Source organism: Acinetobacter chengduensis, from assembly GCF_003664645.1.
Taxonomy (GTDB): Bacteria; Pseudomonadota; Gammaproteobacteria; order Pseudomonadales; family Moraxellaceae; genus Acinetobacter; species Acinetobacter chengduensis.
The window spans coordinates 39644-62371 of record NZ_RCHC01000011.1 but is presented as its reverse complement, the minus strand read 5'-3'; the positions used below and the strand labels follow the sequence as shown (position 1 = coordinate 62371).

The 22728-nt window shown below is 39.5% G+C and carries 20 protein-coding genes; 10 read left to right on the top strand and 10 right to left on the bottom strand.

The features are described 5' to 3' along the window. Nucleotides 1-45: 45 nt before the first annotated feature. Genes D9K81_RS11050 through D9K81_RS11035 form a run of 4 tightly spaced genes read left to right on the top strand, consistent with a single transcriptional unit; the run spans nucleotide 46 to nucleotide 3633 of the window. A complete protein-coding gene (locus tag D9K81_RS11050; RefSeq protein WP_120375371.1) occupies nucleotides 46-1074 on the top strand; it encodes a glycosyltransferase family protein in 1029 nt (342 codons plus the stop codon). Continuing rightward, nucleotides 1074-1829, top strand: coding sequence for a polysaccharide deacetylase family protein (locus D9K81_RS11045; RefSeq protein WP_120364021.1), 756 nt, complete (start codon nucleotides 1074-1076; stop codon nucleotides 1827-1829). The genes D9K81_RS11050 and D9K81_RS11045 overlap by 1 nt, the downstream gene beginning before the upstream one ends. Further along, nucleotides 1826-2599 carry a glycosyltransferase family 2 protein gene (locus D9K81_RS11040; protein ID WP_121523283.1) on the top strand — a complete coding sequence of 258 codons (774 nt, stop codon included), beginning with the start codon at nucleotides 1826-1828 and terminating at the stop codon, nucleotides 2597-2599. Before D9K81_RS11045 ends, D9K81_RS11040 begins: the two co-directional genes overlap by 4 nt. Beyond that, entirely contained in the window at nucleotides 2596-3633 is a 1038-nt protein-coding gene (locus tag D9K81_RS11035; protein WP_120375369.1) for a glycosyltransferase, read from the top strand. The genes D9K81_RS11040 and D9K81_RS11035 overlap by 4 nt, the downstream gene beginning before the upstream one ends. Here the strand turns inward: D9K81_RS11035 and D9K81_RS11030 are convergent, their stop codons facing one another. Next, nucleotides 3634-4521 carry a glucosamine inositolphosphorylceramide transferase family protein gene (locus D9K81_RS11030; protein ID WP_120375407.1) on the bottom strand — a complete coding sequence of 296 codons (888 nt, stop codon included), beginning with the start codon at nucleotides 4519-4521 and terminating at the stop codon, nucleotides 3634-3636. It abuts the gene before it with no gap. Nucleotides 4522-4754: 233 nt separating this feature from the next. On the opposite strand from D9K81_RS11030, the gene D9K81_RS11025 reads away from it, so the two are divergent. Together D9K81_RS11025 and D9K81_RS11020 are read left to right on the top strand one after the other, a co-directional pair. Further along, nucleotides 4755-5735 (top strand): glycosyltransferase, encoded by a 981-nt coding sequence (locus D9K81_RS11025; protein WP_120364024.1) that lies wholly within the window; start codon nucleotides 4755-4757, stop codon nucleotides 5733-5735. Nucleotides 5736-5949: 214 nt separating this feature from the next. Then, on the top strand, nucleotides 5950-6972 hold the full coding sequence (locus tag D9K81_RS11020; protein WP_227602080.1) for a glycosyltransferase: 1023 nt from the start codon (nucleotides 5950-5952) through the stop codon (nucleotides 6970-6972). A gap of 151 nt (nucleotides 6973-7123) precedes the next feature. On the opposite strand, the gene D9K81_RS11015 is transcribed toward D9K81_RS11020, so the two are convergent. From D9K81_RS11015 to D9K81_RS11000, 4 genes are all read right to left on the bottom strand, one after another. Further along, nucleotides 7124-7345 (bottom strand): hypothetical protein, encoded by a 222-nt coding sequence (locus D9K81_RS11015; protein WP_120364026.1) that lies wholly within the window; start codon nucleotides 7343-7345, stop codon nucleotides 7124-7126. A gap of 128 nt (nucleotides 7346-7473) precedes the next feature. Then, nucleotides 7474-8322, bottom strand: a complete 849-nt coding sequence (locus tag D9K81_RS11010; RefSeq protein ID WP_120375367.1) for a lysophospholipid acyltransferase family protein — start codon at nucleotides 8320-8322, stop codon at nucleotides 7474-7476. Between the two features lie 343 nt (nucleotides 8323-8665). After that, nucleotides 8666-10450 (bottom strand): aspartate--tRNA ligase, encoded by a 1785-nt coding sequence (aspS, locus tag D9K81_RS11005; RefSeq protein ID WP_120375366.1) that lies wholly within the window; start codon nucleotides 10448-10450, stop codon nucleotides 8666-8668. A gap of 160 nt (nucleotides 10451-10610) precedes the next feature. After that, nucleotides 10611-11390, bottom strand: a complete 780-nt coding sequence (locus D9K81_RS11000) for a DUF4184 family protein (protein ID WP_120375365.1) — start codon at nucleotides 11388-11390, stop codon at nucleotides 10611-10613. Nucleotides 11391-11534: 144 nt separating this feature from the next. Between D9K81_RS11000 and znuD the strand changes: the two genes are divergently transcribed. Beyond that, the gene (gene znuD / locus D9K81_RS10995) at nucleotides 11535-13646 is read left to right on the top strand and encodes a zinc piracy TonB-dependent receptor ZnuD (RefSeq protein ID WP_120375364.1); all 2112 of its coding nucleotides are present in this window, start codon (nucleotides 11535-11537) and stop codon (nucleotides 13644-13646) included. 117 nt (nucleotides 13647-13763) lie between these two features. Next, a complete protein-coding gene (locus tag D9K81_RS10990) occupies nucleotides 13764-15230 on the top strand; it encodes a phospholipase D family protein (protein ID WP_120375363.1) in 1467 nt (488 codons plus the stop codon). 82 nt (nucleotides 15231-15312) lie between these two features. On the opposite strand, the gene D9K81_RS10985 is transcribed toward D9K81_RS10990, so the two are convergent. After that, on the bottom strand, nucleotides 15313-15765 hold the full coding sequence (locus D9K81_RS10985) for a hypothetical protein (protein WP_120375362.1): 453 nt from the start codon (nucleotides 15763-15765) through the stop codon (nucleotides 15313-15315). A gap of 171 nt (nucleotides 15766-15936) precedes the next feature. Here D9K81_RS10985 and D9K81_RS10980 point away from each other — a divergent pair, with 171 nt between their 5' ends. Further along, nucleotides 15937-16431, top strand: coding sequence for an RcnB family protein (locus D9K81_RS10980; protein WP_228199842.1), 495 nt, complete (start codon nucleotides 15937-15939; stop codon nucleotides 16429-16431). Nucleotides 16432-16542: 111 nt separating this feature from the next. Here D9K81_RS10980 and D9K81_RS10975 read toward each other — a convergent pair whose 3' ends face one another. Beyond that, on the bottom strand, nucleotides 16543-17019 hold the full coding sequence (locus D9K81_RS10975) for a phosphate-starvation-inducible protein PsiE (protein WP_407923634.1): 477 nt from the start codon (nucleotides 17017-17019) through the stop codon (nucleotides 16543-16545). A 171-nt stretch (nucleotides 17020-17190) separates the two neighbouring features. Here D9K81_RS10975 and D9K81_RS10970 point away from each other — a divergent pair, with 171 nt between their 5' ends. Beyond that, entirely contained in the window at nucleotides 17191-17826 is a 636-nt protein-coding gene (locus D9K81_RS10970; RefSeq protein ID WP_120375360.1) for an FMN-binding negative transcriptional regulator, read from the top strand. A gap of 41 nt (nucleotides 17827-17867) precedes the next feature. Here the strand turns inward: D9K81_RS10970 and D9K81_RS10965 are convergent, their stop codons facing one another. From D9K81_RS10965 to D9K81_RS10955, 3 genes are all read right to left on the bottom strand, one after another. Beyond that, the gene (locus tag D9K81_RS10965; protein WP_120375359.1) at nucleotides 17868-19649 is read right to left on the bottom strand and encodes an acyl-CoA dehydrogenase C-terminal domain-containing protein; all 1782 of its coding nucleotides are present in this window, start codon (nucleotides 19647-19649) and stop codon (nucleotides 17868-17870) included. Between the two features lie 170 nt (nucleotides 19650-19819). Further along, nucleotides 19820-21622: an acyl-CoA dehydrogenase C-terminal domain-containing protein gene (locus tag D9K81_RS10960; RefSeq protein ID WP_120375358.1), complete on the bottom strand. Its 1803-nt coding sequence runs from the start codon at nucleotides 21620-21622 to the stop codon at nucleotides 19820-19822. A 441-nt stretch (nucleotides 21623-22063) separates the two neighbouring features. After that, a complete protein-coding gene (locus D9K81_RS10955) occupies nucleotides 22064-22696 on the bottom strand; it encodes a hypothetical protein (protein ID WP_120375357.1) in 633 nt (210 codons plus the stop codon). Nucleotides 22697-22728: the final 32 nt, after the last annotated feature.

Genomic DNA, 22728 nt, shown 5'->3' with positions numbered 1-22728 from the left:
ATATGCCGAATAGGCAGACGTTAGCAGCTTGTTTTTGAGTGATTTATGAAAATCTTACATATCGCGAATTTTGGATTTAATAAGCAGGGTGCACATTTCTATTGCACTGACCGCAAAATTTCCGCTGGTTTAATTGAAAATGGACACTTTGTTTATGATTTCAGTTTCCGTGATATGGCGCGTATGGGCACTATTTTTAAAACTAAAAAATTGGGTGCAAATTGGGCCAATAAAGAAATTTTAAAAATCGTCAATAATATTGAACCTGATTTAGTATTGATCGGCCACAGTGACTTGATGAGTCCAACAGTATTGCGCGATATAAAACAGCAATTTCCACAAACAAAAATTGCCTTTTGGTATGTCGACCCATTGTACTTGGAACAAAAGCTCGGCTTTGTTCGCGAGTTTTCGCCGTATTTAGATGCAATTTTCTGTACGACAGGTGGCGAATGTCTTAAAAAATTGCAACAACCACATTTAAAAACAGCCTATATGCCAAATGTAGGGCATCGTAATGTGGAAGTGTTGACACAATTTAAATCGGATCACATTAATAAAGAATTCATATTTTGTGGTGTGGTGTATAAAGAGCCTGTTCGAGAAAAATTCTTAAAAGACTTAGCAGATACACTCACTCAAAATAGTATTCAATATCAGTATTATGGTTGCTTTGAACAACCTGGCGTATATGGCAAAGGCTATTATAAAGTGTTGTCTGAATCTCGAATGGGCCTAAATTATTCACGTAAAAACGACGTGACTTTATATAGTTCGGATCGAATTGTACAGTTAACGGGCAATGGCTTATTAACCTTTAGTCCGCGTATTCCTGGTTTTGATCAGTTGTATACAGAGCAAGAAGTGGTTTATTTTGACGATCAAAATGACTTGGCTGCTAAAATTAAACACTACGCAGATCATCCTGACGAAGCTAAAAAAATTGCAGAAGCAGGTTGGAATAAAACGCGTAGTAGTTTTAATGCAAAGCGTATTACACAGTTTATGATTGAAGTCACTTTTGATCAGCCATTGTCTGAACCTTATGAATGGTCACACGAGGTATATGCTTAATGTGGATTCTTTATGTGCTGGTAGGTTTAGTGGTGTTGGCAGGCGTGCTCTATCTGTTGGGTAATTATACCTTTTGGTTACCGCCATTACGCACCGCAAATATTCCACGCGTCGTGATGTTGCATCAAGTCACACCGCATGCAGAAGCATCGGGCATGAATATGCCACCTGCCAAGTTTGAAGAGTTGCTCCAGTATTTGGTGAGTAAGAATGCCACATTCTGTTTTGTTTCTGAAATTGATCAGTACCAAGGGCAAAAAGATGTGTTCGCGCTGTCATTTGATGATGGCTTTTTAGATAACTATGAACATGCCTATCCACTACTGAAAAAATACAATGCCAAGGCAACCATTTATTTGGCCACTCAAATTGAAGGTATTGAAAAGCTAGGTACAGATCAAATTATTGAAATGTCTAATTCCGGTGTGATTGAGTTTGGTGCACATACACAGCATCATGTAAACCTACTGAAATTGTCAGATGAACAGGCATTTGCAGAAATGCAGGCATCTAAAAAAGATGTAGAAGCGATTGTTGGTCAATGCCCAAGTTTTGCTTACCCCTTTGGTCGTTTTAATGAAAAGCACCAGCAAATGGCCAAAGAAATCGGCTTTAAAAATGCAGTGTCTACGCGTAAAAAAGTAGAACATATCAGTACAGCCAACCAATTTAATATTCCACGTGTGAGTACACATGGCGCAATGAATGCGTTACAAATGCGCATTGCCTTAGCGAAAGGACGTTATAAATTATGATTCCATGTAGTGTTTATATCGTGACTTTAAACTGCGGGCCTTGGTTAGAAGACACCTTGCAGAGCGTTAAAGATTTTTCTGAAGTTATTATTTTGGATTCTGGCAGTATCGATGATACCTATGCGATTGCACAGTCTTTTGCCAATACGCGTATTTCACATCAAGATTGGCAGGGTTATGCAGCGCAAAAAAGTTTAGCTTTGGCACAGTGCAAAAATGATTGGGTACTCAATTTAGATGGTGATGAAGTCCTGTCTGCTGAGCTTAAAGCTGAGATTGAACGTACAATTCAAGACAATCAAGTGGATGCACTCATCACACCTATTAACGATGTATTTTTAGGCGTGCCCAATAGTAAGCATACGAAAAAACATGCCAAAGTACGGTTTTTCCGTAAAAGCAAAGGCCAATATGATCTTGCAAATAAAGTCCATGAAAATGTGATTGTCGATGGGCAAAGTCTTAAAGCAGAGGGTGATATTTATCACTATGGCGAGTCGAGTATTTTTGTCAAAGTTGAAAAAAATAATCAGTACTCCAACTTAAAAGCTGCAGAAAAATTTCAAAAAGGCAAAAAGCCAAGCTTGTTGAAATTAAGCTTGGTTATGCCGGTGACCTTTTTAAAGTCCTACTTTATTCGACGTAGTTGTCTAAATGGCTGGCGTGGTTTTGTAAATAGCATGATCAATGCATTTTATGCCTTTTTAAAAGAGGCAAAGCTTTTTGAGCAACATCAAAATGCTGCAAAGAAAAAACAGGATCAGCCGTGAAAATTGTACAAGTTCTAGCAACGAGTGGCGGTATTGGTGGTTTAGAGCAACATACCTTTAACTTAGTAAATGAAATGTCGCTCCAACATGAAGTGCATATTTTGGCGCACCCATGTTATGCCGAAAAATTTAATGAAAAGGTTCACTTTCATCCTGTTGATTTTGCCCGTAGTCGCTGGAATTTATTTTTGCTTTGGCAACTCAAAAGTCTGATTAATCAAATCCAACCAGATATTGTGCATGCGCAGGCGGGTAAGGCCACTGAGCTGATGAGCAAAATCCGTGGCTGGCTGAAACCTGTAAAACTGGTGACTACAGTACATGGGACCAAAAAAAATAAAGCCATTTATGCTTCTGGTGATGCTGTCATTGCAGTCAGCCAAGCGCTTACACAAGGCATTCCCGCTGATAAAGCACATATTGTATATAACGGTGTTTATCCGCAACCTACACTGTCGGGTGAGCAGAAACAGCAACTGAAAGCAGATATTTATACAGTGCATCCAGCCATGGATAGCTCAAAAAAGCTGGTGATGTGCATTGGGCGTCTAGAACCTGTAAAAAATATCCGTCTGTTGATTCAGGCCATGCAGGGGATTGATGCTAATTTATGGATTGTTGGTGATGGTTCTTTGCGTAGTCATTTAGAAGCGCAAGTTCAGCAACAAAATATGCAGTCTCAAGTTGCATTTCTAGGCTTTCGCACAGATGCACGTGATTTGATCCAGCTGGCTGATACCGTGGTACTTTCCTCAGATCGTGAAGGCTTCCCATTAGTCATGGTGGAAGCGCTACAAGCAGATAAAACCATGGCATCAACCAAAGTAAATGGGGTGGTTGAGTGGTTACCCTCGCCATACTTAGCGGAAATTGGCAATGCTGAGCAGTTAAATGCCTCAATTCAGCAAGCGCTGTCAGATGTCGCCGAGCAGGATTTTTCGCCTTTATTTACAAAGGCAAAAGCAGAACTTACAGTTGAAGCCATGACACAGCAAACCCTTCAAATTTACAAGGATTTGCTACGCTCAGCATAATCATTTACTTTTGGCTGTTAAGCGAATAGCATCGAGTACCACAAAGTTATCTTCAGCATTGATGGTATGACAGCCGTCATCTTGGGTATTCCAATCTGGCAGAACCACCTCTAAGAGCTCTTCTTTATAGGTAGTTGGACTGAGTTCTACAATATGCTTGAGCTCAATGTTGCCACCGTAACGTTTGAGAGAATCTTGGCTTGGGCGCACCAGTTTCCCATCATAGATAAATGGTTTTCCTGCCATGCGGAATTGCTGATGTCCTTTGCATACAGGGTTTTGTGGATGCTCTTGCCAGTTAGGATTTAAAATATCTTGCGTCATAAATAAATCTAAACGGTCACCAAATTTTTTACAATTTCGACGGGTTGAAGTAAATAAATACCACATTCCATGATGCAAAAAGGGCGTTGTATCTACCGCTTCTATATCTTCCAGTAAATTACTGTGTTTTTCCCATTTTAGAGGAAAGTCTATGCATTTCCAAAGTTCAATGGTTTTGTTGGCGCTAGTTTCTGGAATCATAAACCATTCATTTTTAACCTGAAAAACACATGGGTAAGACAGGTGATAGTCAAGTTTTAAGATGGTCTGTGGTTCTGTATAAGTTCCATCTTTAAATATTTCTAGAACTGACAAAAAACCAACAGGATGAATATCATCAACTTCTTCAAAGAAAATGAAATGTCGATCATTGTCTTGTGCATAAAAACAATCAGCGAAAGTAAATCTGCGTGGTGAGTGAATTTCAAAAAGCGTTTTTAGCTGTTCTTGATTGTTTAATGGTTGTTGCAACCAGCCAAAACGCATGTACCAATGAGAATCAAATTTTCTAGCATGTTGCTTTTGTTGAAATTTATACCATTTCTTTAAAATTGTGCGCATCATAAAGCTGTGTAAAGACATAATACTATTTATCTAATTCTACATTAGGTATGATATTCATTCAGTAAAATATTGGTGTTTGGCACGGCTTATACATCAATAGAATCGTGTTGTTTTAAATTTTATGAGCGCTTACGGCATTATTTTTATCTGACTATGGACGGATTTGATCTTTGCTTTCAGATCTAAGTTTGTATTTAAAATAATTGAGCTGTAATACAGTTTTGGGAAGATAGATGAAGATTCTTCATACGTTACATTGGATTCAGTTTGCGGGCACGGAAAAAGTCTGTGTGGATTTGTGTAATGAGATGGTAAAAGAACATCAGGTCTATCTTTTGAGTCATGACAAGATTAAACCTTATATTGATGACTCTATAGAGCTCATAGAATTTGATTTTCAAAAGAATCGTCATAATCCATTATTTTTATATCAAACTGCGAAGTTATTAGAAAAAATAGCACCAGATATTATCCATTGTCATAATACAAAGGAAATTGAGATTATGAAATATGCTCAATTTTTTTTGAAAAAAAAGATACCGATTATTGCGACTAAACATACTTTGCAATATAAGAAAAAATACAATCTTGCCGATCTATGTGTAGCGATTTTAGAAGATACGCAGCAACTTTTAAAACAAGAATCAATTATTATTAAAAATGGTATGGCCTATAAAGCGCCAATCAAAATTGAACGTCCTGATAAATTTTACGTTGTACTAACAGGTCGCTTAGATAACATGAAAGGCTTTGATATTGCGATTGAAGCACTTTCCGCTGTGAACTTTGATTTTGAATGTCATATATTTGGCGAAGGGGATGAAAAAGACAATTTACAGCAGTTGATTCAAGAGCGAAATTTGCAAGACAAAGTCTTTTTAAAAGGGTTCAGTAATCAAATTAATAACGTTCTGTATAGTAGTGATTTACATATTATTCCATCACGTTTTGAACCCTATGGTCTTGTTGCGATTGATGCAATCTATTATGCACCTCTAATGATTTCATCTCATACGGGTATTTGTGAGCAAATTTTACCAGCGTCTTTAAAATTTGAAACTAATGCGGATGCTTTGCGCTCTAAGATTGATGAAGTTTATAAAAACTATAATGACTTTGTCGGTGAGTTTGCGAATATTAAGTCCAGTAAAGATCGATTTAGTATTCAAAAAATGGCAAATAGCTACTTAGAGGCATATCAAACTATCCTTTAAAGTTTGTTTATTTTTGTATTATTTTTACATGGCTGATTTGAAAATTTTTAAGTCAGCCATGTTTTTGGCATCTATTTGTATTATATCGTGTTATTTTCTAAAATATTTTTAATTTATTAAGGCTAAATTAACGTAATGTAATTTTTTTTGTATAAAATATCTTCTCACAGCTTACGCAGCTGAGTTAACTAAAATCTATTTAGAGAATGAGAAGTTGAAGATCGTCCACATATTATATTTTACTGAGTTTGCCGGTACAGAAAAAGTCTGCGTAGATTTGTGTAATGCGATGAGCCAAAATAATGAAGTATTTTTATTAGCCAATACTTACGATTTTCAAGGCAACAAAATTACAGATTATATTGATGACACTGTCAATTTTATTGATATTGAAACGGACCGAAACCGTCATAATATTTTATATTTATATAAAATTGCCAAAATTTTAAAAAATATTAACCCCGATGTGATTCATTGCCATAATACAAAAATGCTAGAAATCATGAAATATTGTCAAATATTTCTGTCAAAAAAAATACCGTTGGTATTTACCAAGCATAATTGGTTCGTTAAGAAACGCATGAAATATGCAGATATATGTGTGGGTATTTCGCCAGAAACGCTGAAGCTTTGTAATGCACAAAAGAATATTTTGATAGAAAACGGCATTAAATTTCAGCAACCGAAAAAAATTCTAAGTAATGACGTTTTTAATATAGTTGGTGTTGGCCGCCTGGAAGAACATAAAAATTGGCAATTGGCAATTACTGCTTTAAGTCAGGTTAATTTTGATTATCGTTTTTATATTCTGGGTCAAGGTATTCATGAGCAAACATTGAAAGACTTGATTGAAAAATTAAACGTCGCAGATAAAGTTAAACTGGTTGGATTTGTCGATAATCCTTGGGATTATATTTATAGTTCGGATCTACAAATTTTACCTTCACGACTAGAAGGCTTTTCTTTGGCGCTGATTGAAGGCATTTATTATGGGAAAATGGTCTTTGCATTAGATACAGCGAATCATCGTGAAGTTTTGGGTGATGATTTTATTATTGAAGATAATGCGGAAAAACTGACGCTAAAATTGAATGAAGTTTATTCGCACTATGATGAATTTAATGAAAAATTTGCAAAAGTGAAAGCTGAATCAGCGCGATTTGATATTAACAATGTTGCTCAAAAATATTTAGATGCTTATGAGAGTCTATTAGATCAAAAAGTACATGTCGCTTAAGGTTTAATTATTTTAGAAGAATAGCCCCTTCTGCTGATTGCAGAAGGGCGCTGGTGCATAGAAAGTTTGCTTATGAGTGGACTTATTAAGAAAAGAAATACTTACAAAGCCTATGTTAACCCTCTGGGCTTAGATGATATATAAGCTGAAATTATTCTTCTTTATCCGCATTACCTTTTAAGACCATATAAATTAGGGCAACAAAAATAGCAAATGCACCTGCCAAACTACTGGCACAGAAAATCACAATACGGTTATAGGTGGTTAAGTTAAAAAGCTGATTGTCGACGATATAGCGCATAAACACCCATTGAACGATTGAAAATACAATAATAACAATTGCACGACGGCGAACTTCAGGACGCATAGCCATAGGGATATACACTGTAACAATCTAAGAGAGCGCTATTATGCCACTGTTGAAAATTGATCTCAATTGAATAAGACCAATCCATCTGTGGCAGTGGTCTGCATGGTGGCGCTGTATGGAGCAAAATCTGCTTATTGATGGTACATGTTGATGTCGCCTAAACAATGTCTAAAGCGCTTATAAGACCAGATATACTGTTCTGGTGCTTGATTGATGATCTCTTGCATTGCAATATTTAGGTGATCTACAGAATGTTGTAAATCGCGGGATAGAATGTCATCACTGAGTTTTTCGCAATGAACATTGAAACTTTTTAAGTCTGAATTTCGAACGCAGCTTAAGCCAATAACGTTACATTGGGTTTTGGCTGCAAGTTTGGACACTAACGTAATAGACAAGGTATTTTGCCCAAAAAACTCAGAGTAAATACCACCTGATGGCTTAGGTAAGTGATCGGGCAAAATAACGGTCAGTCCACCTTGTTTTAGGTGTTTGAAAATACTCCGTATTCCAGTTTCATCTGTAGGCACCAATGTGGCATTAAATTTTTGCCGAGCTTCTAATAGATAACGGTTAATCCCTTTATGCTTGTTGGGTTTATATATAATCATGGGTTCAGTGTATAAATTTAGCCATGCATTGAGCAATTCCCAGCAGCCAAAATGTGGAACAACAACAATCACACCTTTTTTATTCGCAAGCGCTTCGTTGACGATGTCTTCATCAGAAATATCTTTTAGTAAGCTGAGACTATAGCTTGGTGGCATACCCCAGCATTTAATAAACTCAATATAAGTGAGACATTGGCTTTGAATATTTTTTTTGACAAGTTGCTTTTGTGTCGCTATTGAGAGATTGGGGTATGCGAGTTGAATATTAATTGCAGTGATACGTTTGATAGATGAGTTAAAATAAAAAAGAAATAATGCGATGAACGAGGCTATCTTTTGTAGCAGTTCTAAAGGTAGGGCAGAGATGATTTAAAAATGAAATACATCAGGTCGTCGATCTCAAAAGTATAACAAGCGAATGAAAATGAATTTTGCTAAGAGAAGACTGGTTGTATTCAATAATGAAAATGATCAGAAGCTTTAAAACAAAATATAATGATTCATGAAATTGAACGTTTCAACTTCATGATGAGGCTTGGCATCATAGCGTAGAGATGGGTATTTAGAATTAGCAAAGTCAACCAAATATTATTTTTATCATGTGCTTAATAATTTTTAATTTAGTGATCTTGATACAATAAAAAAGCCCTGCAAGAGCAGGGCTTTTCTTTTTGTTCCTTCTTCTCTCAAAGAAAGAGGAAGGAAGTCAAAATTATTTAGCTTCTTCAGCTTTTGGTTTTTCGCGTAAACGAATACCAAGGTCACGCAATTGGTTCGCTTCAACTGGCGCAGGCGCTTGAGTTAAAGGACATTCCGCAGTCTTAGTTTTAGGGAATGCAATCACGTCACGGATTGAAGATGCACCAGTCATCAACATTACGAGACGGTCAAGACCGAATGCCAAACCACCGTGAGGAGGCGCACCGAATTTCAACGCATTAAGCAAGAAGCTGAATTTCTCTTCTGCTTCTTCTTCACTAATACCAAGCGCTTCAAAGATCGCTTTTTGCATTTCGAGGTTGAAGATACGTAGAGAACCACCGCCGATTTCAGTACCGTTCAATACCATATCGTAAGCAACAGACAATGCAGCACCTGGGTTGTTTTTCACTTCTTCAACGCTTGATTTAGGTAGCGTGAATGGGTGGTGAACAGAAGTCCATTTGCCATCATCAGTTTCTTCGAACATTGGGAAGTCAACAACCCAAAGTGGAGCCCACTCGCAAGTTGCCATCTTCATGTCATGACCGACTTTAATACGTAAAGCGCCCATTGCATCGTTTACAACTTTTGCTTTGTCCGCACCGAAGAATACGATGTCGCCATTTTCAGCGCCAACACGTTTCAATAGATCAAGCACGATTGGCTCGATGAATTTAACGATAGGAGATTGAAGACCTTCGATACCTTTTTCAAGCTCGTTGACTTTAATGTAAGCCAAGCCTTTTGCACCGTAGATACCCACGAATTTAGTGTATTCGTCGATTTGGCTACGTGGAAGCGCGCCAGCACCTGGTACGCGAAGCGCAACAATACGGCCTTTAGGATCTTTAGCAGGACCTGCGAATACTTTGAATTCAACGTCTTGCATCATGTCTGCAACGTCAACCAATTTCAAAGGAATACGCATATCTGGTTTGTCAGATGCATAGTCACGCATTGCATCTGCATAAGTCATACGAGGGAATTTATCGAATTCAACGTTTAGAAGTTCTTTGAACATCTTAACAGTTAAACGTTCCATTAAATCCATGATGTCATCGTCACTCATGAACGATGTTTCAACGTCGATTTGTGTGAATTCAGGCTGACGGTCAGCACGTAAGTCTTCATCACGGAAACATTTAGCAATTTGGTAATAACGATCAATACCGCCAACCATCAACAACTGTTTGAATAGCTGTGGAGATTGTGGAAGCGCGTAGAAGCTACCATTAGATACACGACTTGGAACTAAATAGTCACGTGCACCTTCAGGTGTCGCACGTGTCAAAATTGGAGTTTCAACGTCTAAGAAACCATTGTCTTCGAAGTAGTTACGAATAAGGTTAGTCAATTTAGAACGGAAACGAAGACGATCTAACATTTCAGGACGACGAATATCAAGGAAACGATATTTCAAACGTACTTCTTCAGAAATATTGGTATTTTCGTCATTCAATGGGAATGGCGGAGTTTCAGAAGCAGCAAGCACTTCGATGTCTTTACCAAGAACTTCGATTTGACCGCTAGTAATATTCGCGTTTTCAGTACCTTCGTAACGACGACGTACGCGACCTGTAATTTTTAAAACAAATTCTGAACGTGATTTGTCCGCAGTTGCGAATGCTTCAGGAGTATCTGGGTCAATAACCACTTGAACAAGACCGTCACGGTCACGCATGTCAAGGAAGATTACACCACCGTGGTCACGGCGACGGTGAACCCAACCGCATAATGTTACGGTTTGGTCAATTTGAGCTTCGGTTAAAGAACCGCAGTAATGAGTTCGCATCATAGCGTTAGAAATCCAACTATATGGGTTAAGGTCAGCGAATACGTAAACAGCGTACCGCTTTTATTCGAAACAGAGATTATGCCTCTTTTTGACCATTTTGTCACAAGGGCTAGGCTTTAAAACCGTAAAAATTACCCGCTTTGATCATTTTGAATCGTGCTTATTCAACTGATGGCTTAAAAATATTTGTTGCAGATTTAAGGATGACAAAAATAAGACTACCGACTGTAAATACCGCTAAAAAAGCACGGAAAAAATAATTAATTGATTTGCCTGTGTAGGCATATAAATCATGAACAAAAGCATCGGAATATACACTGTCTGCAAAATAAAGGTAGCTGAGAATCCCTGCAAGCAAGGATAGCAGGCCCAGCACGTACACATACATTTTAGTCCAGAGATTGACGATTACGGTCGTGCGATAGTGCAGATGATGGCGATAAATCATCCATGCTAAAACAGGCAGAGCGAATATGGACAAGCCAATTTGTAAAACACGGTGTAGTGGGTAGCTATGATCAAAGAGCTCAATAGGTTGGAGCAAAATGTTTTTAAAGGCAAAGGTTCGAAAGTCGACATGTGTCAGACCATCCCAAAGGATGTGCGTTGACGTACCCACCACAATGGCAACCATTAGACTGAGCATAAAGCCACAACATTGATTGATGCCGTGAAGATTGAGAGGCTTATGCAGGCCAAAAAAAGTAAATAGCATGGGTCTATACAGTGCATACCACAGTAGGCAAAAGATTAAGCCCAATAAAAGATCAGGCACTATGAGCCCAGACCATTGATGTGAGCCTTCATAATTGGCATTGGTAAACAAGCGGAATAAATCAGGCACCATACAGCCAATGGCTAAAGCAGCAATGGGCAAACGGCCACCACTTAATTTAGATAATGGCGGTGCTAAAACAGCATGCGAAATGGTAAAGGGCATAATTTAAAATATAATTATTTAAAATAAATCAAAAAGCTAATTACCAAATTATAACTTAGAGCTGTGGGAAGAAATGTTTTTTATTGAAAAAAAATTGAAATGTTATAATATAACAAAACAAAGCGATCTACCTGAGCTGCCAGCATGTTATTCAAGAAGAAATTAATCAGCGTATCTATTTTAGCCACTATGGCACCGTTTGCATTTGCAGATGAAGATTTAACTCAATCTCAGAAAGGGACAATACAACAACTCGATACCATTCATGTACAAGCTCATCCATTAGAACAGTCAGCTGCCGACTTTGCGGTTGCAGATCATATTGTGAGTCAGAAAAAATTAGCGGAACGCGGTGTAACCATTGGCGATGCCTTGGCTGATGAGTTGGGCGTGTATTCAAATCAGTATGGTTCGGGCTCGAGTCGTCCAGTGATTCGTGGTCAAGATGGCCCACGTGTGAAAGTATTACAACATGCTTCGGAAACCGCCGATGTTTCTGCACTTTCGCCAGACCATGCCGTAACGGTTGATCCAATTTTAGCAAAACAGGTCGAAATCATTCGTGGGCCGTCAACTTTACTTTATAGCGCAGGTACAGTGGGTGGTTTAGTCAACGTGACAGACCAAAAAATCCCGACTGCAATTCCAGAAAAAGGTTATGAAGGCCAAGTAGGCTTACGTTATAACTCTGGTAGTGATGAAAAATTAGCAAGTGCAGGTGTAACTGCTGCTTTGGGTGACCAATTTGCCATTCGTGTAGAAGGCTCAAAACGTAAAGCTAATAATTACATTGTGCCAGATTATGTACATGAACACAGTCATGAACATGACCTTGGTAATGGTCAGCATGAAACACATACGGAATATGTAAAAGAGCGCCGTGTTGATAATACTTTTGCCGAAGGTCAAACGGTGAATATTGGCGGATCATGGATTCATGACCGCGGTTTTGTTGGGTTGTCTTATAGTAATCGTGAAGATCGATACGGGTTACCGGGGCATAGCCATGAATATGAAAATTGCCATCCGCATGGTAATAAGTTGGATTGCCATGCACATGGTGCCGGTGGCCATAGCCATGATCACGATGAAGAAGAGCATGGTGGGCCGTGGGTCGATTTAAAATCTGAGCGCTATGATTTACGTACAGAGTTATCTGAACCCTTTGCTGGTTTTCAAAAGCTTCGTGCTCATGCCAGTTATACTGACTATAAACATGATGAGTTAGAAGAAAGTGAAGTATTAACCACTTTTAAAAGCAAAGGTTATGATGCCCGCTTAGAACTCGTACATAACCCGATTGCAGATTGGGAAGGTGTGATAGGTACGCAATATAATCGCCAAAAACTGAATATTTCAGGCGAAGAGTCTCTCATGAATCCAAGTACCACTGAAAAGTGGAGTCTGTTTGGTTTAGAGCATAAACAGTTTGGTGATTTCCACGTGGAACTAGGTGTACGTGCTGATCAGCAAAAAATTGATATCGACTCTACGCAAAAAAACTTTGATGATTATGCCATCTCATATTCGGGCGCCGTAAATTGGGAATTCGCACCAGACTATAAATTGTCTTTTGTGGCATCACATCAAGAACGTTTACCTTTGGCGCAAGAGCTGTATGCTAATGGCAAACACTTTGCGACCAATACCTATGAACGTGGTAATGAAAATCTGGGTGTAGAAAAGTCGAATAATGTTGAATTGGGCTTACATTATGAAGCTGATAAGTTGGATTATCATGTGCACGTTTACCATAACTGGTATGACAGCTACATTTATGCAGCAACAACAGATACACACGACAACTTCCGTTTAGTGGACTATACCCAAGACAAAGCCAAATTTTACGGTGTAGAAGCGGAAACGGGTTATCAGTTCAGCGACATCTATAAAGTTAGCCTGTTTGGTGATTATGTACGTGGCAAGATTGATGGTGCCAATGCACCGCGCGTACCTTCTGGTCGTTTAGGGACTAAAGTAGATGCCAAATTCACGGATCAATGGTCAGGCTTAGCAGAGTATTATCATGTATTTAAGCAAGATAAAATTGCAGACTTTGAGCAAGAGACCCAAGGCTATAACATGCTGAACTTAGGCGTGTCTTATGCAGGCCAATATGCCAAAGGCAATGATTATCGCGTGTACTTTAAAGCCAATAATCTGTTAGATGATCAAGTCTATTCACATGCGTCTTATTTATCTAATATCCCACAAGTTGGTCGTAATTTTAGCGTAGGCGTTGAACTCGGTTTTTAATTGATTCATTGGATAGGATGGATGCAATCGCGGTCTGATTGCACACAATCACAGAAATCCGCTTGAAAAATCAATGGATAATACCTAGTCTGAGCATATCGGACTAGGTTTTTTATTATGCGTATTTTTGAGCGAATTCACCGTAAACTCAATTGGTCGACACGTCGTTATGTCGGGTTGGTTGTCGGTTTGTTGGCGCTGGGTTATTTATCTTCTGCAATTTATCACATGTATAAGCCTTTACCAGAAGGGCTGGATTACACGGGTAAATTACGCCATGCCAATGTGGAATTTTTGGTTGATCAAACTTATCTTGATGCATCAGGGAAGCAACATTTAGATCAGCAAATTTTCAAGCAAATGCTTCAACTGATTGAGCAAGCACAGAGCACCATTGTGATCGATATGTTCTTGTTTAATCAGCAAGTCGGTGATTCAAAAGTACAGCATCAAGCCTTAATGCAACAATTGACAGATGCGCTCATTCAGAAGCGTAAATATAATCCGAATATTGAAATTAAGTTCATCACAGACCCAATTAATACCGTTTATGGTGGTGTGTATTCTGAGCAATATCACGACTTACGCCAAGTGGGTATTGATGTGATTGAAACTGATTTAAGTCCATTGCGTGCTTCTAATCCAACATGGTCTGGTTTTTGGTACTTATGCTGTCAAGGCTTAGGGAATAACACGGAATCAGGCTGGCTACCGAATCCATTTGGTAGTGAAAAAATCACGTTGCGAAGCTATTTTGATCTTTTGAACTTCAAAGCCAATCATCGAAAAACGATGGTGGTGGATACGCTAGAGGGTTGGAAAGCCTTAGTAAGCTCCATGAATCCGCATGATGGAAGCTCGCGTCATTCCAATGTAGCTTTGTTAGTCCAAGGTAAAACTGCGCTGGATGTACTACAGACGGAGCAAGCTGTGGGAGCGATGTCCAAAGCCAATTTACCTGCCGTAATTACGGGTGAATTTGAAGATGCAAAGACCTTAGCGCAAGTTCAGGTTTTAACTGAAGGCGCAATTTATCAGGCGGTACTCGATTCGATTAAAAGTAGCCAAAAGGCTGGTGTAGAAATTGATATTGCGATGTTTTATTTGTCTGAACGTCGGATTATTCAAGAACTCATTGCAGCGCATAAACGTGGTGTAAAAATCCGAGTGCTATTAGATCCGAATAAAGATGCATTTGGTCGCACGAAAAATGGTATTCCTAACCGTCCTGTGGCAGCTGAGTTAAATAATGCGGGTATTGATGTGCGTTGGTGTAATACCCAAGGTGAGCAATGCCACAGCAAAATGCTGTTAAAACGTGATATGTACACCACGCAATTGATTTTAGGCTCGGCGAATTTTACTGCACGGAATTTAAAAAATTATAATTTGGAAACAGATTTAAATGTAATTGGTGGGCGTGATGTACCCGTATTTACCCAGGCTAATCAGTATTTTAATCGTGCATGGTCAAATTTAGATGGCCGTCAAATGAGTGTACCGTATAGCCAATATGCCGATGAATCTAAACTGAAATATGCTTTGTACCGTTTTATGGAATGGAGTGGGCTATCGACGTTTTAATTGGTATTTCACCTCTTCTTAACCCTCTCCTAAAAGGAGAGGGTATTACCTCCCTTGTTAAAGGAAGATAAGGAGGTATTGATTAAGGCTGAGGATTTGGCGGCACTAAAGTATCTAAATCTTTGTCTGTCATTTTATCCAATTCGTGCAAATCTGTTTTGATTTTCCACTTTTCGGCATCTTCTACAGGTTGTGGTAAACGAGCTTCAAGCCAGTCACACACCACATCGGGTGGAAAGTCTGCATGATTAGATTGGATCACCCAAGCTAAAAATTGTTTAGCTTCACCATTCATATAGGGTGGTGGTGATACGGGTAAAAACTGAGTTGGTAGGCGTTCATTTTTAGAAATATAGTTCAATACATGGCCAAGCTCTTGTACGGTTTGCCATGCCAATGGATGATCGACATTAATTTGAAATTTAAACCACCATGCGCTTTTACCATCTGTACCATAAGAGTCGATATGATTTTTTTGCACACTCGGAACTTTACAGAAGAATTCATAAAGTCGGTCAAAACTTAATTCAGACACAGCTTTGGATCCACAATCAAATAAAAAGAATATTAGCATATTCCGCAATAGTGAATGATGATTCAATCAAATCGCTACTTCGCTAAGTGATTGCAAAAACCTTCTAAAATGTTCATTTTTTATCCTAAAAATACCTTTATAATTAAGATATATATAGAGGAGATGAGTCTGGTGAGAACAGCATTATATGTGGTGAGCCTAACAGCAGGATTACTCTGTGCAAGTACTTTGACTTTCGCCGAAAATCAGTGGTCGAACTATCAAGGTGTGCCGAGTGCTAAACAGCCTCGACCAATGTCTCCACAGAATACCTATCCGCCACAGGGCCATCGTCCTAATTCCCCTCAACAGCCAAATTTTCAGCATTATCCGCAATATCCAAATAATGGATTACATCGGCCACCTGTGTACCCAAATCAACCACGGCCACCGCAACATCGCCCGCCAATACAAAATGGTATTAGTATTCAATACCAAGCACCCACAACGATTATTCAAAACTCACAAACTTATAGCTGGGTAAATGGTGATCCTGCAACTGCCAGCATTTCGAGCTCGACCTATCGAGTAGTTTCAGATTGGCATCGCCTAGGTTTACCTGCACCACCGACAGATATGTATTGGATCTTTGAAAATGGCCGTTATGTGCTGATGCCGAATCGGTAATTTTGTATGTCGCTATTCATGTTCAATGAAATGAATATTTCATAGTGACCTGGATTTTGCTATGCAATCTTAGCAACCCCCTCATTTAGAAAGAGGGGGTTCTTCTAAACACTAAGCCAGTTCATCATCTTGTGGGCGTGGTGTTTTACCTTCTGGGAGTGGTTTTTCGCTGTGCTTCTCACGAATAACCGATGGATAAGTCCAAGATGCGTAGCGCACCACTAAAATCGCAAAAGCCAAGATTAAAATAGAGCCCGTAATAATGACTAAATCCATGCTGGCTTTATGGGTATGTTGGATGTCGGCAATTAATAGTCGGGTGAGGGCAGTAATGGCAATATAAATTAAAAACCGTACAGGCATGTGGTTGGTTTTAAAGTAAATACCTACCATCGCTCCGAGTTCTAAGTAAATAAACAGCAATAGAATATCGTCAATGGTCGCAAACTTTTTTATGGTGAGTATTTCAAACACCGTATGGCCTGCTGACCAAATGACCATACAGCCGATAATAAATAATGCAATGTAATGAAAGCTTTCTACGGCAATATTACCAAAACGGTCAAGGAGGGATTCAATTTTTATCATTCGTGGGTCGCGGTGGCTCATGGCTTATCCTCCTGTGCAAAGTGTTAAATTTCATTAAATAACAAGCAAGTTTCATGCACATTACATAATTAAAGTACATTATTTTTTCAATCAGCATTCTAAATTTTAATGTTATTTTGTTTTGGGGATATTCCGCGAGAGAACAATATTATGTATTTGCCAACTCATTTTCAGCAAGAAAATTTAGCCGAGCTTTTTGATTGCATAGAAGCAAATCCATTGGCCAGTGTGATGGTGGTACAAGATGGGGAGATTGAAGCTAATCATATTCCTTTGGCGCTAGATCGGACTGCCGGTAAAAATGGAATTCTTCGTGGCCACATTGCGAAAGCCAATCCTTTATTTAGGTTGCTGGACAATGAGCAATCTGTTTATGTGATTTTTCATGCAGATCAAGCCTATATTTCTCCAAATTGGTATGAAGGAAAGCAAGAGCATCACCGTGTTGTGCCGACTTGGAATTATCGTGTAGTGCATGTGAAAGCTAAGATACGTAAAGTTGTAGATGAAAAATATTTGCGAGGAATTTTGGCTCGGTTGACGCGTCAACATGAAGCGAGTCAAGCTGTGCCTTGGAAAATGGGCGATGCGCCTGAAGATTTTATTCAAGAACAGCTAGGAAAAATTGTGGCGATTGAAATCGAGATAGATTCGATTATTGGGAAGTTTAAAGTGAGTCAAAATCGAAGTGCTGTAGATGCTGAAAATGTAGCAAAGGCTTTAGAATCTAGCCATTTAGACATGGCGCATTCAATACGTCATTATTATCCGAATCATGAACTATAAAAACGCCCGAATGATCGGGCGTTTTTTTAAGACTATAGACATTAAGCCTGATTAGTAAAGTAGTCTTCAGAGAAATTCATAATCACTTCAGAACCGGCTTTTACTTTTTGAATGCGAACTGCAAGTTCAGGCAAGATGCGTTGTACGAAATATAGTGCTAGAGACAATTTGTTTTGGTAGAAGTCACCATCTTTGTCTTTTGCAGCATTGGCAATACGTGCAAACATATATGAGAAGCTGAGTAAGCCCACTGCATGTAAATAATCGACTGCTGCAGAATTTGGGAATTCAGCATTTTCTTTGGCAGCTTCTAATACATATTGCGTCACGGATTCAACTTCTGCGGCAGCATCTAAAGTCGCATCTTTAATGAAGTTAAGGTCTGAGCTTAAGTCATTTGCAAAATCACGAATTTCTTGAATGTATTCTGCAATAAATGCACCATCACATTTCACGGTTTTACGACCGATTAAATCTTGTGATTGAACGCCGTTGGTACCTTCGTAAATTTGAGCAATACGTAAATCACGGATACATTGTTCCATACCCCATTCACGAATAAAGCCGTGGCCACCAAAGACCATTTGTGCATCAAGTGTTGCTTGGAATGCAGTATCTGTTAAGTAAGCTTTCGCAATTGGCGTAAGTAAAGCAACACGGTCGTTGGCTTTTTTCACAGCTTCAGCATCAGTAGAGTACTTCGTAATGTCGAGTTGCTGGCCTACATAAACTGCAAATGCACGAGATGCTTCATTGTTTGCACGTGTATTTAACAGCATGCGACGTACATCACCATGCACTAAAATACTGTCTGCTGGTTTTGCAGGTGATTGAACGCCAGAAGCGCTACGGCCTTGTAAGCGGTCAGTCGCATATTGTGCAGCATTTTGGTAAGCGAATTCAGAAGCGCCAAGACCTTGAATACCCATAGATAGACGTTCGTAGTTCATCATGACGAACATGGCAGCAAGCCCTTCGTTTTCTTTACCTACGAGGTAGCCTTTTGCACCGTCAAAGTTCATGACACACGTTGCAGAAGCTTTAATCCCCATTTTGTGCTCAATTGAGCCAGGGCCAGCCGCATTACGCTCGCCTACAGTACCGTCTGCATTTAATAAGAACTTAGGAACAATGAATAAAGAAATACCACGTGAACCCGCAGGTGCATCTGGTGTTTTTGCTAAAACTAAGTGAATAATGTTTTCAGCAAGGTCGTGGTCACCACCTGTGATAAAGATTTTAGTGCCAGTAATGTTATACGTGCCGTCTTCATTGCGCTCAGCTTTGGTTTTAATAATACCCAAATCTGTACCAGCATGTGGTTCAGTTAAGCACATCGTGCCAGACCATTCGCCAGAGTAAATTTTAGGTAAATACGTTTCTTTTTGCTCTTGTGATGCATAGCTATTTAAAGCCATACCAGCACCTACAGAAAGAAGCGGGTAGAGCATAAAAGATGGGTTGGTTGCAAAGAGCATCTCATCTGCAAGTACAGTCAGCATTTTAGGCATGCCTTGGCCGCCCCATTCTTCGTCTGCTGCTAAACCAATCCAACCGCCTTCGGCATATTGTTTAAATGCTTCTTTAAAGCCAGCTGGAGTTGTCACTGCGCCATTGCTATAACTTGCGCCTTCTTCGTCTCCAGTACGGTTAAGTGGGTGAGTCACGTTTTGAGCAAACTTTGCCATTTCTTCTAAAATTGCTTCAGCCGTTGCTGCATCTACATGAGCAAGATTTTCATTTTCTTGCCAGAATTGTTCTGCTTTAAATACATCGTTCAGGATGAATTTCATGTCCGCAAGGGGTGCGTTATAAATTGGCATCTTGTGTCACCTGTTTATTGTTTGATTCGTAACGTTTTAATCAGTCTAAGCGATAATTTTTTGAAGTGTTAGACGACTAAAGGCTTAATTTTTGAATTAGTTATAAAGAAAAAGGACTGCCAAATCAATGACTGTCCTTTGTTCTTTTTATGGTTCAGTGAAGACTGAAATTAGAATGCAAAGTGTTCAGCATCTAAAGTCATGAGTGGGTCAACACCACCAGCAATCACATCTACATGAGCACGAACACGTGGCAAGATTTTCTTGAAGTAGAAACGTGCAGTCGTGATTTTCGCATTGTAGAAATCAACATCTGTTGTACCTGCTGCCAACGCTTCTTGTGCTACAAGTGCCATGCGTGCCCAAAGGTAAGCAAGTGTCACGTAGCCAGAGAAGTAAAGGTAATCTACTGCTGCGCCACCCACTTCGTCTGGGTTTTGCATAGCTTTCATACCAATTTGCATGGTTAAGTCACCCCATTCTTTGTTTAGGGTAGCTAACGGCGCAACAAATTCAGCCATTGCAGCATTGTCTTTGTTAGCTTCTGCAAATTTATGGATGATCTTAGTGAAGTCTTTCAACATTGCACCTTGAGTACCCAAAACTTTACGACCTAACAAGTCAATTGCTTGGATTTCAGTGGTACCTTCATACAAGCAAGAGATACGTGTATCACGTACAATTTGCTCCATGCCATGTTCAGAAATGAAGCCGTGACCACCGAACACTTGCACACCGTGTTTCGCAGATTCAGAACCTGTTTCTGTTAGGAATGCTTTTGCAATTGGTGTAAGTAGAGACAAGATGTTGTCAGAGAACTTACGTTCTTCTTCAGTCGCACCTTTTTCAACAACGTCAGCGTGTTGTGCAAGAAGGTAAACTAGAGCACGACCGCCTTCTGCAAATGCTTTTTGTGTTAACAGCATGTTGCGTACAGCAGGGTGAACAATAATTGGATCAGCTTCTTTTTCTGGCGCTTTAGGACCAGTTAAAGAACGCATTGCTAAACGGTCTTTCGCGTATGTTAATGCACCTTGGAAAGCACTTTCAGATGCAGATAAACCTTGAACAGCCGTACCAATACGTGCAGTGTTCATGAAGGTGAACATGCAGTTTAAGCCACGGTTTTCAGGGCCAATCAAGAAGCCTTTTGCGTTATCAAAGTTGATGACGCATGTAGAGTTACCGTGGATACCCATTTTGTGTTCGATTGAACCACAACGGACATTGTTACGGTCACCCACAGTACCATCTGTTGCTAAATTAAACTTAGGTACGATGAATAGAGAGATACCTTTCGTGCCTTTAGGCGCACCTGGAAGACGAGCAAGTACGATGTGGATGATATTCTCAGCCATGTCGTGTTCGCCAGCAGAGATAAAGATTTTCTCGCCAGAAATTGCATAGCTACCGTCTGCTTGTGGCTCAGCTTTAGTACGGATAATACCTAAGTCAGAACCTGCATGAGATTCTGTTAAGCACATTGTGCCTGTCCAAACACCTGATACGAGATTTGGAAGGTAAGCTGCTTTTTGTTCTGCAGAACCGTGGTGTTCTAAGGTACGTACAGCACCGTGAGAAAGACCAGGGTACATACCCCATGCCCAGTTTGCAGTACCGACCATTTCAGAAATTGAAATACCCAAAGAGTTTGGTAATGCTTGACCACCAAACTCTTCATCTGCAGACAGAGAAGGGAAACCTAATTCGATGTATTTTTGATACGCTTCTTTAAAGCCAGTTGGTGTTGTCACAACACCGTCATTCCAAGTACAGCCTTCACGGTCACCGACTTGGTTTAAAGGAGAAAGTTCGTTTTCACAAAAGTCAGCCGCTGCTTCTAAATATTGGTCAACCAATTCACGACTTACGGTGTCAGAAAATGCAGGCAGTTTTGCATAATGTTCTTCAGCATTTAATAATTCATGCAGAACGAATTGCATATCACGTAAAGGCGCTTTGTATTGTGGCATATCGTTTTCCTCAATACTGGTTTCTACCAGCGTTAATAATCCTAAATAAAGGTTAGTCGTGTCTTCAATGACACATGTTTTTGCAATAGCTTAATCGTGCAACATCTTATTGTAAGGTACAAGCATTTCTAGGGCATTTCTTAGTGACTGTAAAGTCAAACAATCTGACCTTGAAAATCCTAAGTGTATAGAGTGTATACAGTTTTGCTTAGATATTGATGAGCAGAATTGTCAAAAACGTAAAAAATTATATCGTCACAAAAAGCGCTTTTTAAAACAGGTGCTTACTCAGTCTTAAGTTGTTGCCTCAAATGAATGGGAGCGATGAGTACAGGCAGTTCATCATCATGCGGCCAGCAAGGTGAAATACTGTGCATAAAAAAGGCGCTCTATTGAGCGCCTGATTTGATTTCTTTAGCTAGCAGGGTGCTTTATGCAAGCTTAAGCTACTTTAACGGGTGCTTTAGGGATAAAGCGGACTTCACATTTGCCAGCAATCGTACGTTCGCCTGATTTAATTTGTACCGCTGTACCATTGGCTTTACCTTGGCAGGCTTGAACAATGGCTTGTTGATGAGCTTGACGCTCTGCTAAACGTTGATCAAATTGTTTAACTAATTCAGCGCGTTTAGCATCTGTGAGTGGCTCAGCAGAACGCATCTGCATTGGGCCATTGATATCACCACGCATTGGGCGGTGTTCGCCACGCATTGATTGTTGCTCTGCGCGTGCTTGCTTGAACTCTTGCTTAAGCGCTTGACGGTCTGCTTTAAATTGGATTGTGCATGTACCATCAATGACTTTGTCGCCCGCTTTCACTTGAACAGCAGTGCCAGATGCTTTGTTGTCGCAAGCTTGTTTAATTTCTTTAAACACTTGGCGTTGTTCAGCACGCATTTCTTTCATTTGCTCACGTTGTTCTGGCGACATTTTACGTGCTGAATCATCATGACGATCTTTCATCATACGTTGATGATCATTCGCTTGGTTTGCAGTGGTTGATTGGCAGGCCGTTAATGCACCCATACTGATAACACTTGCACCGATTAACGCGAGTTTTGTCATATTGTTCATTTGTTTCGCCCCACTGCATATATTGAATATTT